General features: G+C 61.6%; 11 protein-coding genes and 1 pseudogene. 8 read left to right on the top strand and 4 right to left on the bottom strand.

What is annotated here, in order from left to right; genetic code table 11:
* The first annotated feature begins 122 nt into the window (after positions 1-122).
* A complete protein-coding gene (locus tag EJ576_RS09080) occupies positions 123-770 on the top strand; it encodes a TetR/AcrR family transcriptional regulator (protein WP_126570120.1) in 648 nt (215 codons plus the stop codon).
* 121 nt (positions 771-891) lie between these two features.
* On the opposite strand, the gene EJ576_RS09070 is transcribed toward EJ576_RS09080, so the two are convergent.
* From EJ576_RS09070 to EJ576_RS09055, 4 genes are all read right to left on the bottom strand, one after another.
* On the bottom strand, positions 892-4,419 hold the full coding sequence (locus EJ576_RS09070; protein ID WP_126570119.1) for a molybdopterin cofactor-binding domain-containing protein: 3,528 nt from the start codon (positions 4,417-4,419) through the stop codon (positions 892-894).
* Between the two features lie 5 nt (positions 4,420-4,424).
* Positions 4,425-4,907, bottom strand: a complete 483-nt coding sequence (locus tag EJ576_RS09065) for a (2Fe-2S)-binding protein (RefSeq protein ID WP_028616030.1) — start codon at positions 4,905-4,907, stop codon at positions 4,425-4,427.
* 288 nt (positions 4,908-5,195) lie between these two features.
* A complete protein-coding gene (locus tag EJ576_RS09060; RefSeq protein WP_016977981.1) occupies positions 5,196-5,630 on the bottom strand; it encodes a MarR family winged helix-turn-helix transcriptional regulator in 435 nt (144 codons plus the stop codon).
* Positions 5,631-5,690: 60 nt separating this feature from the next.
* Complete coding sequence (locus tag EJ576_RS09055; protein ID WP_078048281.1) at positions 5,691-6,743, bottom strand: 2,5-dihydroxypyridine 5,6-dioxygenase; 1,053 nt, start codon at positions 6,741-6,743, stop codon at positions 5,691-5,693.
* A gap of 307 nt (positions 6,744-7,050) precedes the next feature.
* On the opposite strand from EJ576_RS09055, the gene EJ576_RS09050 reads away from it, so the two are divergent.
* The 7 genes and pseudogenes from EJ576_RS09050 to EJ576_RS29950 form a co-directional block, all read left to right on the top strand.
* Positions 7,051-8,184, top strand: a complete 1,134-nt coding sequence (locus EJ576_RS09050) for an FAD-dependent monooxygenase (RefSeq protein ID WP_068933471.1) — start codon at positions 7,051-7,053, stop codon at positions 8,182-8,184.
* Positions 8,181-8,978, top strand: coding sequence for an alpha/beta fold hydrolase (locus EJ576_RS09045; protein ID WP_126570116.1), 798 nt, complete (start codon positions 8,181-8,183; stop codon positions 8,976-8,978). Before EJ576_RS09050 ends, EJ576_RS09045 begins: the two co-directional genes overlap by 4 nt.
* 14 nt (positions 8,979-8,992) lie before the next feature.
* Positions 8,993-9,745 carry an Asp/Glu racemase gene (locus tag EJ576_RS09040; RefSeq protein WP_010210656.1) on the top strand — a complete coding sequence of 251 codons (753 nt, stop codon included), beginning with the start codon at positions 8,993-8,995 and terminating at the stop codon, positions 9,743-9,745.
* Positions 9,746-9,836: 91 nt separating this feature from the next.
* On the top strand, positions 9,837-10,469 hold the full coding sequence (locus tag EJ576_RS09035) for an N-carbamoylsarcosine amidohydrolase (protein ID WP_028616027.1): 633 nt from the start codon (positions 9,837-9,839) through the stop codon (positions 10,467-10,469).
* A gap of 228 nt (positions 10,470-10,697) precedes the next feature.
* A complete protein-coding gene (locus EJ576_RS09030) occupies positions 10,698-12,008 on the top strand; it encodes an MFS transporter (protein ID WP_068933475.1) in 1,311 nt (436 codons plus the stop codon).
* 26 nt (positions 12,009-12,034) lie between these two features.
* Positions 12,035-13,111, top strand: a complete 1,077-nt coding sequence (locus EJ576_RS09025; protein ID WP_126570114.1) for a nucleoside hydrolase — start codon at positions 12,035-12,037, stop codon at positions 13,109-13,111.
* 66 nt (positions 13,112-13,177) lie between these two features.
* Positions 13,178-13,282 (top strand): annotated as a pseudogene (locus EJ576_RS29950) (LysR family transcriptional regulator); the annotation flags it as partial.
* Between the last annotated feature and the right edge of the window lie 178 nt (positions 13,283-13,460).

The raw sequence follows: 13,460 nt of genomic DNA, 5'->3' as shown, positions 1-13,460 counted from the left end.
CGTTGCGAATTTAATCCCCAGCGCAATGGCGTTTTTATTACAGAACTTGTCGGCCATAGAACGGACGCGAAAAAGCCCATGCTATATTTCGCGCCCAGACTGTGTTGCAAGGCCCCTTTGACATGGCGATCAAGAAGACCGGCATCCGCGCCCAACAGGCCGACCAGACCCGCGCGCGCATCCTCCAGGCGGCGGTCAAGGTGTTCACCCGCGACGGTTATTCCGGCGGACGCGTCGACACCATCTCGAAGGAAGCCGACTCCAACGACCGCATGCTTTATTACTATTTCGGCAGCAAGGAACACCTGTTCGTCTGCGTGCTGGAGCACATCTACGAGCAATTCAACAAAGCCGAAAGCAAGCTCAAGCTCAACCTCGACGCACCGGAGCAGGCCCTGCGTGACTTGGTGGCGTTTATCTGGAACTACTACGTCAAGCACCCGGAATTCGTGGCGATCCTGAGCATCGAGAACCTGCATCAGGGCAAACATGCCCAGCAGTCTGGCGAGATGCGCAGGTTGTCGGGGGAAGCCGTGGGCGTGCTTAAGCCGATCATCGAAGCCGGCCAGGCCCAGGGCGTGTTTCGCCAGGATGTGGACCTCAAGCACGTGTACTTGATGATTGCTTCGCTGTGCTACTTCTATAACTCCAACCGGCACACGCTGAGTTCGTTTCTTGGGGAAGACCTGTCGGACAAGGGGCAGCAGCAGGATTGGCTGGGGTTTATCAGTGATTTGGTGGTGCGTGGGGTATCTCCCATCCCCCTGTAGAAATGCAATCCAAATGTGGGAGCGGGCTTGCTCGCGAACGCGGAGTGCCAGTCGCTGCAGATGTTGACTGGACAACCGCATTCGCGAGCAAGCCCGCTCCCACAGTTTTTATCGCGCAGTGTCAGTGAGTACCGGGGTTGGCGCGCAGGTGGGCCACCTTCTGTTCCAGACCCTTCCACTGCGGCGCACTTGGCGCGAATTGCCCGCGCAGGTACGCCGCCAAATCCGCCACCTGGCTATTCGACAAACTGTCCTTGAACCCCGGCATATACCCCAGATCCTTGGTCGCCGGCGTGCTGATACCTTGCAAAATCACTTTGATCAAATTATCCGGCTGATCGCTGTGCACATTGGTATTGGTTGCCAACGACGGGCTTACCCCAAACAATTTCGGCCCCAGGCCGTCGGCATGGCAGGCCTTGCATGATCCCTCGAACACCCGCCGGCCATTGGGATTTGGAACGGTAGCGGCAGCTGCCACCCGGGCCTCGGCCGCCGCTTCGCTGTTAAGTGACGCCAGGTACACCGCCATCGCGCGGATATCCGCCTTAGGCAGTTTCGACAACTCACTCACCACCGGTCCCATCGGGCCTGCGGCCACGCCGTGGGCGTCGGAATAGCCGGTGCTCAGGTAGGTAAACAATTGGTCTTCGGTCCACGGCGTCGGCGCCTTCGACAGCCCTGTCAACGCTGGCGCCTCCCAGCCATCGACCCTGCCGCCCGCCAGGAACGCCTTACCGCCCTTCTCCGCCCCCATCAGGTTGCGCGGCGAATGGCACGCGGCGCAGTGGCCCAGGCCGTTGACCAGATAATTACCGCGATTCCATTGCTCACCGCGTTCAGGCTGCGGCGTGATTTCACCACGCCGCAAATTCAGGGCATTCCAGCCCGCCATCAACGGCCGCAGATTGAACGGAAAGCTCATCGCATTCGGCGTCGGCGCCTGGCTCACCGGGGCCTGGGACATCAAATAGGCATACAGGGCCTGCATGTCCGCGTCGTTGATATTGCGAAACGCCGTATAGGGAAACGCCGGATACAGATTGCGCCCGTCACGACCAATGCCGTCCCGCATCGCCCGCTCGAACGCCGGGTAGGACCAGGCGCCGATGCCCGTCTGCACATCCGGCGTGATATTGCTGCTGTACAGCGTGCCGAACGGCGTCTGCATCGCCAGCCCACCGGCGTTGGTCGCGCCACCGGGGGCCGTGTGGCACACCGCGCAGTCGCCCACCGCGGCCAACAACCGCCCGCGTTCCAAGGTGGCCTTGGACCAGGTGCCGGCGCTGGGGGGTGCAATTGGCGCGATTTCACTGTGGAACGGCCAGGCCGTCGCCAGCAACGCACCCAACGTGGCGAACAGTGCACCAAACCAGCACTTGCGGCGTTTCTCCGGCGACTTGGCAGGCTCGCCCAAGCTGCCCGCGTTCAATGCCGCCAGCACCCGCTCCGGGGTGATCGGCAGTTCGCGAAAACGGATGCCGGTGGCGTCATAGATCGCATTGGCGATTGCTGCCGCACTGGGTACCGACGCCGACTCACCGGCACCCATGGGTGGCTGGTCCTGGCGCGGCATCATCATCACGTCGATCTTTGGCACTTCGGGGAAGGTCAGGATCGGATAACCGCCCCACTCCTTGCTCGCCACCGTCGACTCTTCAAAGGTCACCCGCTCCTTCAACACACGGCTGGTGGACTGGATCACATTGCCGTGGATCTGGTGCTGCACCCCGGCCGGGTTGATCATCATCCCCGAGTCATGCCCGATCACCACGCGGGTCACCGACACATCGCCGGTCTGTTTGTCGATGGCCACATCCGCCACCCACGCCGCCCAGGCCGCACCGAAACCAGGGAATTTGCTGTGGATATAGCGCGCATAGGCGAAGCCACGGCCACGCAACAGGTGATCCTCGTTCGCGGCTTGCATCGGCGCCGTGCGCGGCACCCAGTTGGCGCGTTCGGCGGTGGATTTCACCAGGTCGATGGCGCGCTCGTCCTTGAGGTAACGCAGACGGTATTCCACCGGGTCGACGCCGGCGGCGAAAGCCAGTTCGTCGATGTAGGACTCGTGGGCAAAGGTATTAGGCAAGGCCGACACGCCGCGCATCCACGAGGCGCGCACGATGGGCGCCATGTCGTTGATGGTCACGCGCAGGTTGTCGATGTCATAGGGCGGGATCGAGGTGCGGTCGCCCATCTCGAACATCGCCGCCACCGGCTCGACGCGGCCGGTCAGCAACAGCGCCAGGGTCGGCGCGCCATTGGAGGGGTAGCTGGTTTCAAAGTCGTAGGCGGCGATGCTGCCATCGGCGTTGAGGCCGCCGTCGACATCCATCAGTTGCGCCGTGCCCTTGGGCTCCCACAGGTGTTCCTGCTCGCGGGTCAATTGCACGCGCACCGGCTTGCCCACCGCACGGGACAACAGCAAGGCATCGGCGCAGACGTCATCCGCGCAATTGCGCCCATAACAACCGGCGGCCTCCATGCGGATCACATCGATCAGCGCTTCATCGCACTCCAGCAGCCATGCCAGGTCGGCCCTCAGCAGGTGCGGATTCTGGCTGCCTGACCACACCCGGCTGCCGGCTGGCGAATAATCCGCCACGCCGCAGGAGGGGCCGATCGAACCGTGCATCTGGTACGGCCAGAGATAACTGCGCGGCATGCGTTGGCTCGCGCCTGCCAGGGCTTCGTCGACATTGCCCTGGTCAAGCACGGTGCGGCGTACGCGGGGATTGTCGCGGATCGCCTGTTCGACATCGCTCATGTCCGGTAACGCGTGGTGCCAGGGTTTCCAGTGCACCTGCAACTCGCTGGCAGCCTTGACGGCCTGCTCTTCACGCAGCGCCACCACGCCGACAAAATCCCGGATCACCACCACCGCAACAATACCGGGGATATGCGCGATGGACGCTTCATCCACACTCAACAGACTGTTGCCGACAAAGTCGCCGCAATCAAGCCCTGCATACGGCGGGCGAATCACCCGGCCATGCAGCATGCCCGGCACGCGCATGTCGTGTACGTAGGTCAGCTCGCCAGTGGCTTTGCCGGGGATATCCACCCGAGCAGTGCCCTTGCCCACCAGGCGATAGTCCTCGATGGCCTTCAGTGGTGCATCACCGCTGATGCGCAGTTGATCATGCTGGCCGCTGACCAGTTCGGCATATGTCGTGGAGCGCCCATCTGCCGCGTGAATGACGCCGGCGTCGACCTTCAGACTGGCCGTGCTCACACCCAGGCGCCCCGCCGCCCGCGCCAACAGGAACCGCCGCGCTTCGGCTGCGGCATTACGCAGCGGCACTGCAGATATCTGCAAAGTTGCACTGGCGATGGTCGCCCCTTGGTTGGGCACACGCTCGGTGTCGCCAAGCACCATCTTCACCTGTTCCATCGCCAGGTCGAGCTCTTCGGCGACGATCTGCGCCAACGACGTGCGAATGCCGGTGCCCAGGTCCACATGGCCATTGAACGCGTACACCAGACCATCATCGTTTACCGCAATAAACAGCCCAAGTTCCTTGGGTTTCACAGTGGGCGTACCGCCCTTGGCCACCGGCCCCGAAGGCGGCAACACATCATCGATGATCAACAAAACGCCAGCCTTGGCCAGCCACTGGTCACGGGTAAGGGGGGTGTCGGTCATGGTCATCAATCCACGGTCATCAGGCGGGCCGCACGCAACACGGCGCGCAGGATTTCGATATGGGTGCCGCAACGGCAGAGGTTGCCCGACAGCTCGTTGCGCACCTCGGCTTCGCTGGGGTTTGGGTTACGGTCGAGCAAGGCCTTGGTGGTCATGATCATGCCGTTGAGGCAGTAGCCACATTGCGCGGCCTGCTCGTCGATAAAGGCTTGTTGCACCGGGTGCGGCGCCTGGCGCGTGCCCAGGCCTTCCAGGGTGACAATCTCGCGGCCTGCGGCACCCGACAACGGAAACACGCAGGAACGGGCCGCCACCCCATCGATGATCACGGTGCACGCACCGCACTCCCCCAGGCCGCAGCCGTATTTGGGGCCATTGAGTTCCAGGTCATTGCGCAGCACCAGCAACAGCGGTGTGTCCGCCATGGCGCTGACGTCGCTTTTTTGCCCATTGACCTCAAGCGTTACCGTAATGTGCTGGCTGATCATTCGCTTCGCCCGTAACAGTTGGTGAAGTAGGCACTACATCAAACAGTCAAAAAAAAGCGTCGTGGACCTGGGGTCTCACGACACACTTGACGGATGAAGTGGCTACTACATGAACTCAAAGCAAAAGCGGTGCCAGAAGGCGGATAGATACCCTGTGGTGAGCGGGCTTGCCCCGCGCTGGGTGGCGCAGCCGCCCCAATAATGCCACTGAGTTCTTCCAGATGAATTGCGGTGTCTGGTTTCAGGGCCGCTTCGCGCCCCAGCGCGGGGCAAGCCCGCTCACCACAATTATTCCTGCGGGTCGTCGATCATCTTGCGCAACAGGAACAGCACCGCAACCCGTTCGGCCGGGTTGAGATTGCTCAGGGTCAATTCGCTGATCTGCGCGGCGCGCGGCGCAGTCTGGGCGACCAGTTCGGCGCCTGCCGGGGACAGGTCGACCACCACTTTGCGCTTGTCCTGCGGGTCCGGTTCCAGGCTGATCAGTTCCTTGGCCTTGAGTCGCTCGACGATGCCGCGAATGGTCGCCTGATCCACGGCCGTAGCCTTGACCAGTTCGGTCAGCGAGCTTGCACCGTGATCGCGCAACGCGCACAGGGTGACGAACTGCACGGCGGTGAGCTGGGAGTCGCCGACATTCTGCTGAAAGATCGCCAAGTGGCGCTGGTAGGCCTTGCGCAACAGGTGGCCGACTTGTTCAGAAAAGACGTAGGAATCTGGCACGGCGGGGCTCGGTGGGTGGTTAAGGTGGGGAGGCATGATACTCCATCCCCACACCGATGATCAGCGTGCGAGGGAGGCTGGCGGCGCAACCACATCACCGGCGATGACCACCGCCTCATCATCCAGGTACACGTCGCAATTACGCAGCGGAATATCCATATGGCACGGCGTCTTGCGCGTCCCGCCCACTTCGGTATTCGGCCCGGTGGAGAACAGGAAATTGCCATAGAACGCCCGTGCGTCCATGCACATGCCGTCGTTCTTGTCATGCAAGCCCATCGCCGTCCACTGCGCCCGTGGCTGCAGGCCCCAGCCGATATGGGAGATGCCGTACACCTCAGGGTCGTTGAAGTACTTCATGTAGTCACGCAGGTACTCGGCCTCGAATCCCCCGTGGATCTTGGTGATGAAGCCCTTCTCGATCTCCAGGGTGATCTTCTCGCGGGTGTAGGTCTTGAACGGCAGCAGGATGTCGCCGATGTCCAGCACCAGCACGCCTTCGGCGGTTTCTTCGTTGGGCCAGGAGAACAGGAAACCACTCGGCCAATGATCCCAGCGCCCCGGCTCATCGGCAAAACCGTATTCGGTCACCGACGGGTACTGCCCCAAGGCGGCGCGGAAGTCACTGCCGGCGCGGGATTTCACGTGGATCGAACGGGCCTTTTTCAGCAACTGCTCGGCCGCCAGCACGCGCACTTTGTCTTCTTCGGTCGGCAGCATGCGCGCCAGCACTTCCGGCGGCTCCACCGCCAGCAGAATGCGCGTGCCGGTCTTGAGGATCTGCTCCTGCTCCGGCGAGTGCAGCAGCATCATGGTGTCGACGATCAGGTCGGCGGCCTCCAGGGCACGCTGGGCGGCGATATTGCCGGTAAGCGCGGTGTCGCCGCAGTAGGCGGTCATGTCGTTGCCCATCGCCCTGGGATGATTGAACGACGGCAACTCCACCGCATACACCTTGGCCCCCAGGCGCTGCGCAGCGTCCATCGCGGCACGCACGGTGCGCGGGTCGGAGTAATGGCTCTTGAGCACGGCAACGCTCTGGGTCGGGTCGACCTTGGACAGCGTCAACACGTGTTCAAACATCTGGGTCAGTTCGCAATCGCTTACCGGCATTTTCCTGTCTCCTGTGGGCCTGCACCAAGTTCAGGCACTGCGCTTCACTCTAGTGCATTTTTATAGCGTATACGCCATTTCATAACGATAAGACCCGAATTAGCGGCAGACTGCAAGCGGCACACAAAAACGTTACCTATCGAAACAAGCCCGGCATTTACTAACCACAAAACGTTACACAGGACAAATACGGCCAAAAAATAAATTTGCAAACACAGGCTTCCCATTTCAAAAAATGAGCGTATACACTTTAAAAACCTTGCGGACAGACACCGCCAAAAATCAAAAAGAGAGAGGAATACGCCCCATGGGAAGCACTCAGAAAATCGCCATCGTCGGCGCAGGCCTGGGCGGAGCCGCCGCGGCCACCCTGTTGCAGCAAGCCGGCTTCGACGTGGATGTCTACGAACAGGCGCCGGAGTTTTCCCGATTGGGCGCGGGGATCCATATGGGCCCCAACATCATGAAAATCTTCCGCCGCATGGGCATCGAAAAGCAGCTGGACCTGATGGGCTCGCACCCCGAGCATTGGTTTAGCCGTTGCGGCGAAACTGGCGACTACCTCTCGCGCATCCCGCTCACCGGCTACGGCGCGTCCTACATCACCGTGCACCGTGGCGACCTGCATGCGCTGCAGATGTCCACCCTCAAGCCCGGCACCTTGCACTTCAACAAGCGCCTGGAAACCCTTGAAGAAACCGACACCCAGGTGCGCCTGACCTTCGCCGACGGCCAAGTGACCTACGCCGACATCGTGATCGGTGCCGACGGCATCAACTCCAAGATCCGCGAAGAACTGCTCGGTGTGGAAAAACCGCTGTACAGCGGCTGGGTCGCACACCGTGCGCTGATCCGGGGTGACCAGCTCGCCAAGTACGACCTGAAGTTCGAAGACTGCATCAAGTGGTGGACCGAAGACCGCCACATGATGGTCTACTACACCACCGGCAAGCGCGACGAGTACTACTACGTGACCGGTGTGCCCCATGCCGAATGGGACTTCCAGGGCGCGTTCGTCGACAGCAGCCGCGAAGAGATGTTCGACGCCTTCAAGGGCTACCATCCCACCGTCCAGGCCCTGATCGAGTCCACAGAAAGCGTGACCAAATGGCCGCTGCGCAACCGCAACCCGCTGCCGTTGTGGAGCCGTGGCCGCCTGGTACTCCTCGGCGATGCCTGCCACCCGATGAAACCGCACATGGCCCAGGGCGCCGGCATGGCCATCGAAGACGCCGCCATGCTCACCCGTTGCCTGCAGGAAACCGGCATCAGCGACTACCGCACCGCGTTCCAGCTCTACGAAGCCAACCGCAAGGAGCGCGCATCCCGCGTGCAGGCCGTGTCCAACGCCAACACCTGGCTGCGCACCCAGGAAGATCCGGCCTGGGTCTACGGCTATGACCTGTACGCCCAGGAACTCAAATCAGGAGTGGCCGCGTGAGCACTTTTCTCTATGGCGGCAACGTGCAGGCCAACGGCATTCGCCAACACTACCTGCGTTACGGCGGCAAAGGCCCGGCGCTGATCCTGATCCCCGGCATCACCAGCCCGGCCATCACCTGGGGCTTTGTCGCCGAGCGCCTCGGCGCGCAGTTCGACACCTATGTGCTGGATGTGCGCGGTCGCGGCCTGTCTTCGACCGGTCCCGAGCTGGATTACAGCGCGGACGCCTGCGCCGAGGACATCGCTGCCTTTGCCAACGCATTGAACCTGGACAGCTACCACCTGATGGGCCACTCCATGGGTGCACGCTTTGCCGTGCGCAGTGCAGTCAAACACCCTCAAGGCGTGAAGCGCGTGGTGCTGATCGACCCACCGGTCTCCGGCCCGGGCCGACGTGAATACCCGAGCAAGCTGCCGTGGTACGTCGACTCCATCCGCCAATCCCTGGTGGGTATGGACGCCGAGGCGATGCGCGCCTTCTGCGCCACCTGGACCCAGGAACAACTGCAACTGCGCGCCGAATGGCTGCACACCTGCTACGAGCCCGCCATCGTGCGTGCCTTCAATGACTTCCACGAAGTGGATTTCCATCAGGACCTGCCCCACCTCAAGGCCCCGGCCCTGTTGATGGTGGCCGGGCGCGGTGGCGTGATCCTCGATGAGGACATTGCCGAGATTCAGGCGCTGCAGCCGAGCATCCAAGTCGCCCGAGTGCCGAACGCCGGGCACATGATCCCGTGGGATGACCTCGACGGCTTCTTCATCGCCCTCGGCTACTTCCTCACACAATAAGAATGGAGACAACCATGCAGAAGCCTTACCGCATCGGCCAGATCGTGCCGAGCTCCAACACCACCATGGAAACCGAAATTCCGGCGATGCTCACCGCGCGCCAGGCGATCCGACCCGAGCGCTTCACCTTTCACTCCAGCCGCATGCGCATGAAGCAAGTGCGCAAGGAAGAACTGGCGGCCATGGACGGCGAATCCGACCGCTGCGCCGTCGAGTTGTCCGACGCCAAGGTCGACGTACTGGGTTATGCGTGCCTGGTGGCGATCATGGCCATGGGCTTGGGTTATCACCGCAACTCCGAACAGCGCCTGCGCAAAGCCACCGCTGACAACGACGCCAACGCGCCCGTGATCACCAGCGCCGGCGCCTTGATCGAAGGCCTGAAAGTGATGGGCGCCAAGCGCATCGCGATTGTCGCGCCGTACATGAAGCCGCTGACTGAGCTGGTGGTGAACTACATCCGTGAAGAAGGCTTTGAAGTCGTAGATTGGCGTGCCCTTGAGATCCCCGACAACCTTGAAGTAGCCCGCCACGACCCGGCCAACCTGCCAGCCATCGTCGCCGGCATGAACCTGGAAGGCGTCGACGTGATCGTGCTGTCGGCCTGCGTGCAGATGCAGTCGCTGCCGGTAGTGGCCAAGGTCGAGGCACAAACCGGCAAACCGGTGCTGACCGCCGCCATTGCCACCACCTACGCGATGCTTAAGGCATTGGACCTGGAGCCCATCGTGCCCGGCGCCGGCGCCCTGCTCTCCGGGGCCTACTAATTTCCGCGAGAACTGAGCGGCTGTTGTGGTGAGCGGGCTTGCCCCGCTCACCACAGGGAATGTGTAAAGCCTAAAGATGAGGGGTTGAAAGATGAGTGAACAATCCGCCGACGCCAACTACCAGGGCGTGTGGGGCAACCGCATCGGCTTTGGCAAAAAGGCCGCACTGCTGATGATCGACTTCATGCAGGGCTACACCACCGAAGGCGCGCCGCTGTTCGCGCCCGGCGTGGTCACGGCCGTGGCGCAAAGCGTCGAGCTGCTCGCCACCGCACGCCAACACGGGATTGCGGTAGTCCACACCAATATCCGCTACCATCCCGGCCATTTCGTCGATGGCGGGATCTGGGTGAAAAAAGCCCCGGTGATGAAAGACATGGTCGAAGGCAACCCACTCGCGGCCTTCTGTGCCGAGGTGTTGCCGCTGGCCGAGGAAGTCGTCATTACCAAACAGTACGCCAGTGCGTTTTTCGGCAGCAGCCTGGCGCCGATGCTGCATGCCCAGGGCATCGACACCGTCGTGCTGGCCGGCTGTTCCACCAGCGGTTGCATCCGCGCCACGGCGGTGGATGCGGTGCAGCACGGGTTTCGCACCATCGTCGTGCGCGAATGCGTCGGCGATCGACACCCGGCGCCCCATGAGGCCAACCTGTTCGATATCGACAGCAAGTATGGCGACGTGGTGAGTAAGCAGGAGGCAATGCGTAAGTTCAGGGAGCAATAAGGATTCATGAGAACCGTGCCAAAGAGCACGGTCTTGAAAAAACTGAGCGTCCACTTTGGAATGCAATCCAATGTGGGAGCGGGCTTGCTCGCTCCCACACTTGATCACCTCCAGCAGGACCGACTCAGTCTTCTGACACTGCCTTTGGAAGTCGCTTCTACAGCACTCCGAAGTGCTGGAACAAAAGCGGCTGTATAAAAACCATAAGTCACCGCCAGGAGACACCCAATGCCCATTGCGAATGCAGCGCCCGCGACCACGGTCGCAGACCCCGTCAACACGCTTTACCACAAGATCACCTGGAAGCTGATTCCCTTCCTGTGCTTCTGCTACCTGGCCGCCTACCTGGACCGCATCAACATCGGCTTCGCCAAGTTGCAGATGCTCGACCAGTTGCAGTTCAGCGAAACCGCGTTCGGCCTCGGCGCCGGGCTGTTCTTTGTCGGCTATATCATCTTTGAGGTCCCAAGCAACCTGATTCTGGAGCGGGTCGGCGCGAAGATCTGGATCGCGCGGATCATGATCACTTGGGGCCTGCTCTCTGCCTGCACCATGCTGGTCACCTCCACGACCCAGTTCTACATCCTGCGTTTCCTGCTCGGCGCCGCCGAGGCGGGCTTTCTGCCGGGCGTGCTGTACTACCTGACCACCTGGTTTCCCACCCACCGACGCGGGCGCATCATTGCGTTGTTCATGATCGGCCTGCCGCTCTCCAGCGTGATCGGCGGCCCGCTGTCCGGCTGGATCATGGGCCACTTCGATCATATGGGTGGCCTGCGTGGCTGGCAGTGGCTGTTCCTGATCGAAGCGGTGCCCAGCGTGTTGCTGGGCGTGCTGACCTTCTGGGCCCTGCCCAACACCTACCAGCAAGCCAAATGGCTGTCGGACGAGGAAAAGGCCCTGCTGGAAACCGAGTTGCGCAAGGACGACGCCGACGGCTCCGCCAGCAAGCACAGTTTCCGTGACGGCTTCTTCAACCTCAAGGTCTGGATGCTTGGCGGTATCGACTTCTCGATCCTGCTCAGCGCCTACGCCATGGGCTTCTGGATGCCGACGTTCATCCGCAACGCCGGGGTCACCGACACCTTCCATATCGGCGTGCTCACTGCACTACCGAGCGTCGCCGCCCTGCTCGGCATGCTGCTGATCGGCGCCAGCTCCGACAAGCACCGCGAACGCCGCTGGCACATCATCGTGCCGTTTTTCATCGGCGCGGCGGCCATGGCCACGAGCACGTTCTTCACCCATAACGTGGCGGCCACGGTAGCGCTGTTTGCGATTGCTTCGGCGGCGATCATCGGCGCGGTGCCGGTGTTCTTCAGCCTGCCGGCGACCTTTCTCAAAGGCACCGCGGCGGCCACCGGCTTTGCTTTGGCCTGTTCGGTGGCGAATATCGCAGGCTTGGTGAGCAACTCGTTGATGGGCGTTGCGATCGACGTCACAGGCAGCAGCGCGGGTGCCTTGTGGTTTTTCGCCGGCTGCCTGATCCTCAGCAGCTTCCTGGTCATCGCCTTGCCGGCGAAACTGGTGAACCGTTAACAACAATAATTTTCGGATGAATCACCATGCAAGGTTTCCTGAAAAGCTGCGCACTGCTTGTTGCCGTAGGCCTGTGTGCCGGCACCGCCCAGGCCACGGAGAAAGTCATTTTTGATACCGACTTCAACGTGCTCAACGATGACGGCCAGGCCTTCATCATGCTCGCCCAGCTCCACGCGCAAAAACGCATCGAACTGCTGGGCATGACCCTTGTCAGCGGCAACGCCTGGGTCGACCAGGAGCAGGTCGATGCGCTCAAGGCCGTGGAACGCATGGGCGTGGAGAAAGAGGTCGGCGTCTACTCCGGCGCCGCCTACCCGCTGCTGCATGACTACGCCACCTACGAGGCGGAGAAGGCGCTGTTCGGTTCCGGCTGGCCGGGGGCATTCAAGAACCCCCGCCCTACTTCGCCCAAGCAGTTGATCGCGCCACCTGATGGCCTGGCGACGCACACCCAATTGCGCAAGGAAACCGCCGCGCAATTCATCGTCGACAGCGTGCGCGCCAACCCGCATCAGGTAACGATTCTGGCGGTCGGGCCGCTGACCAACATCGCCCTGGCGATTCGTTCGGCGCCGGACATCGTGCCGCTGATCAAGCGCATTGTGTACATGGGCGGTGCCCTGGAGATTCCGGGCAACACCACGCCAGCGGCGGAATTCAACTGGTGGTTCGACCCGGAGGCCGCGAAGATCGTGTTGCGCTCGCCGATCGAACACGTGATTTTCCCCAATGATGTGTGCGAGAAAGTCACCTTCGACAAAACGGTGTACCAGCGCGTGATTGCCCAGAAAGGCGCGATTGCCGATCTGTACAAGCACGAGTTCGGCCCCTTGTTCGACAAGGACCCGAGCTACCACAGCTTTACCTGGGACAGCTTGCCGGCGCTGTACCTGGTCAACCCGGACATCGTCACCGAGTCCCGGGATCTGTGGGTGGATGTGGATGCCACCTTTGGCGCCGACTACGGCCGCGCACTGGGCTACCAGAAAGGCGCACCTGTAGGCACGCAAAAAGCCAAGGTGGTGTTCGGCGTAGACCAGAAGAAATTCTGGGATGGCTACGTCAACCTGGTGACCTTGCCAACGCCAGTCAAGCACTGACCGGCCAAGCGCTCCCACGCAAGGTGGGAGCGCTTTTTCTGTCTCAACCCGCCAGCGCGAACCCGCGATGGGTTGCCGCGGTTGCCGGAGGTGACGTATTGCCTTTGGGTTTGGCCGAATACGGCGAATCCGATTGCCAGGAAGGCTTATGATTTGATTCGGGGGAGTCGGGAGTCGGGGGTTGTGATTGGGGGCATATCCGTTATTTGGGTGATGGCGGGTATTGGTTCCGCCCTTACGGCGGGTCACTTTGGAAAAGCCCCAAAGTAACCAAATGTATGGTCAGCCCACCTTTTGCTATCCAGTCACGATGAACGGTAAATCAGGCTTGCGCTAATGTATCCGGGCT

Source organism: Pseudomonas sp. C 49-2, assembly GCF_003970195.1.
Classification (GTDB): Bacteria; Pseudomonadota; Gammaproteobacteria; order Pseudomonadales; family Pseudomonadaceae; genus Aquipseudomonas; species Aquipseudomonas canadensis.
This window is presented reverse-complemented; position numbering and strand designations above follow the sequence as displayed.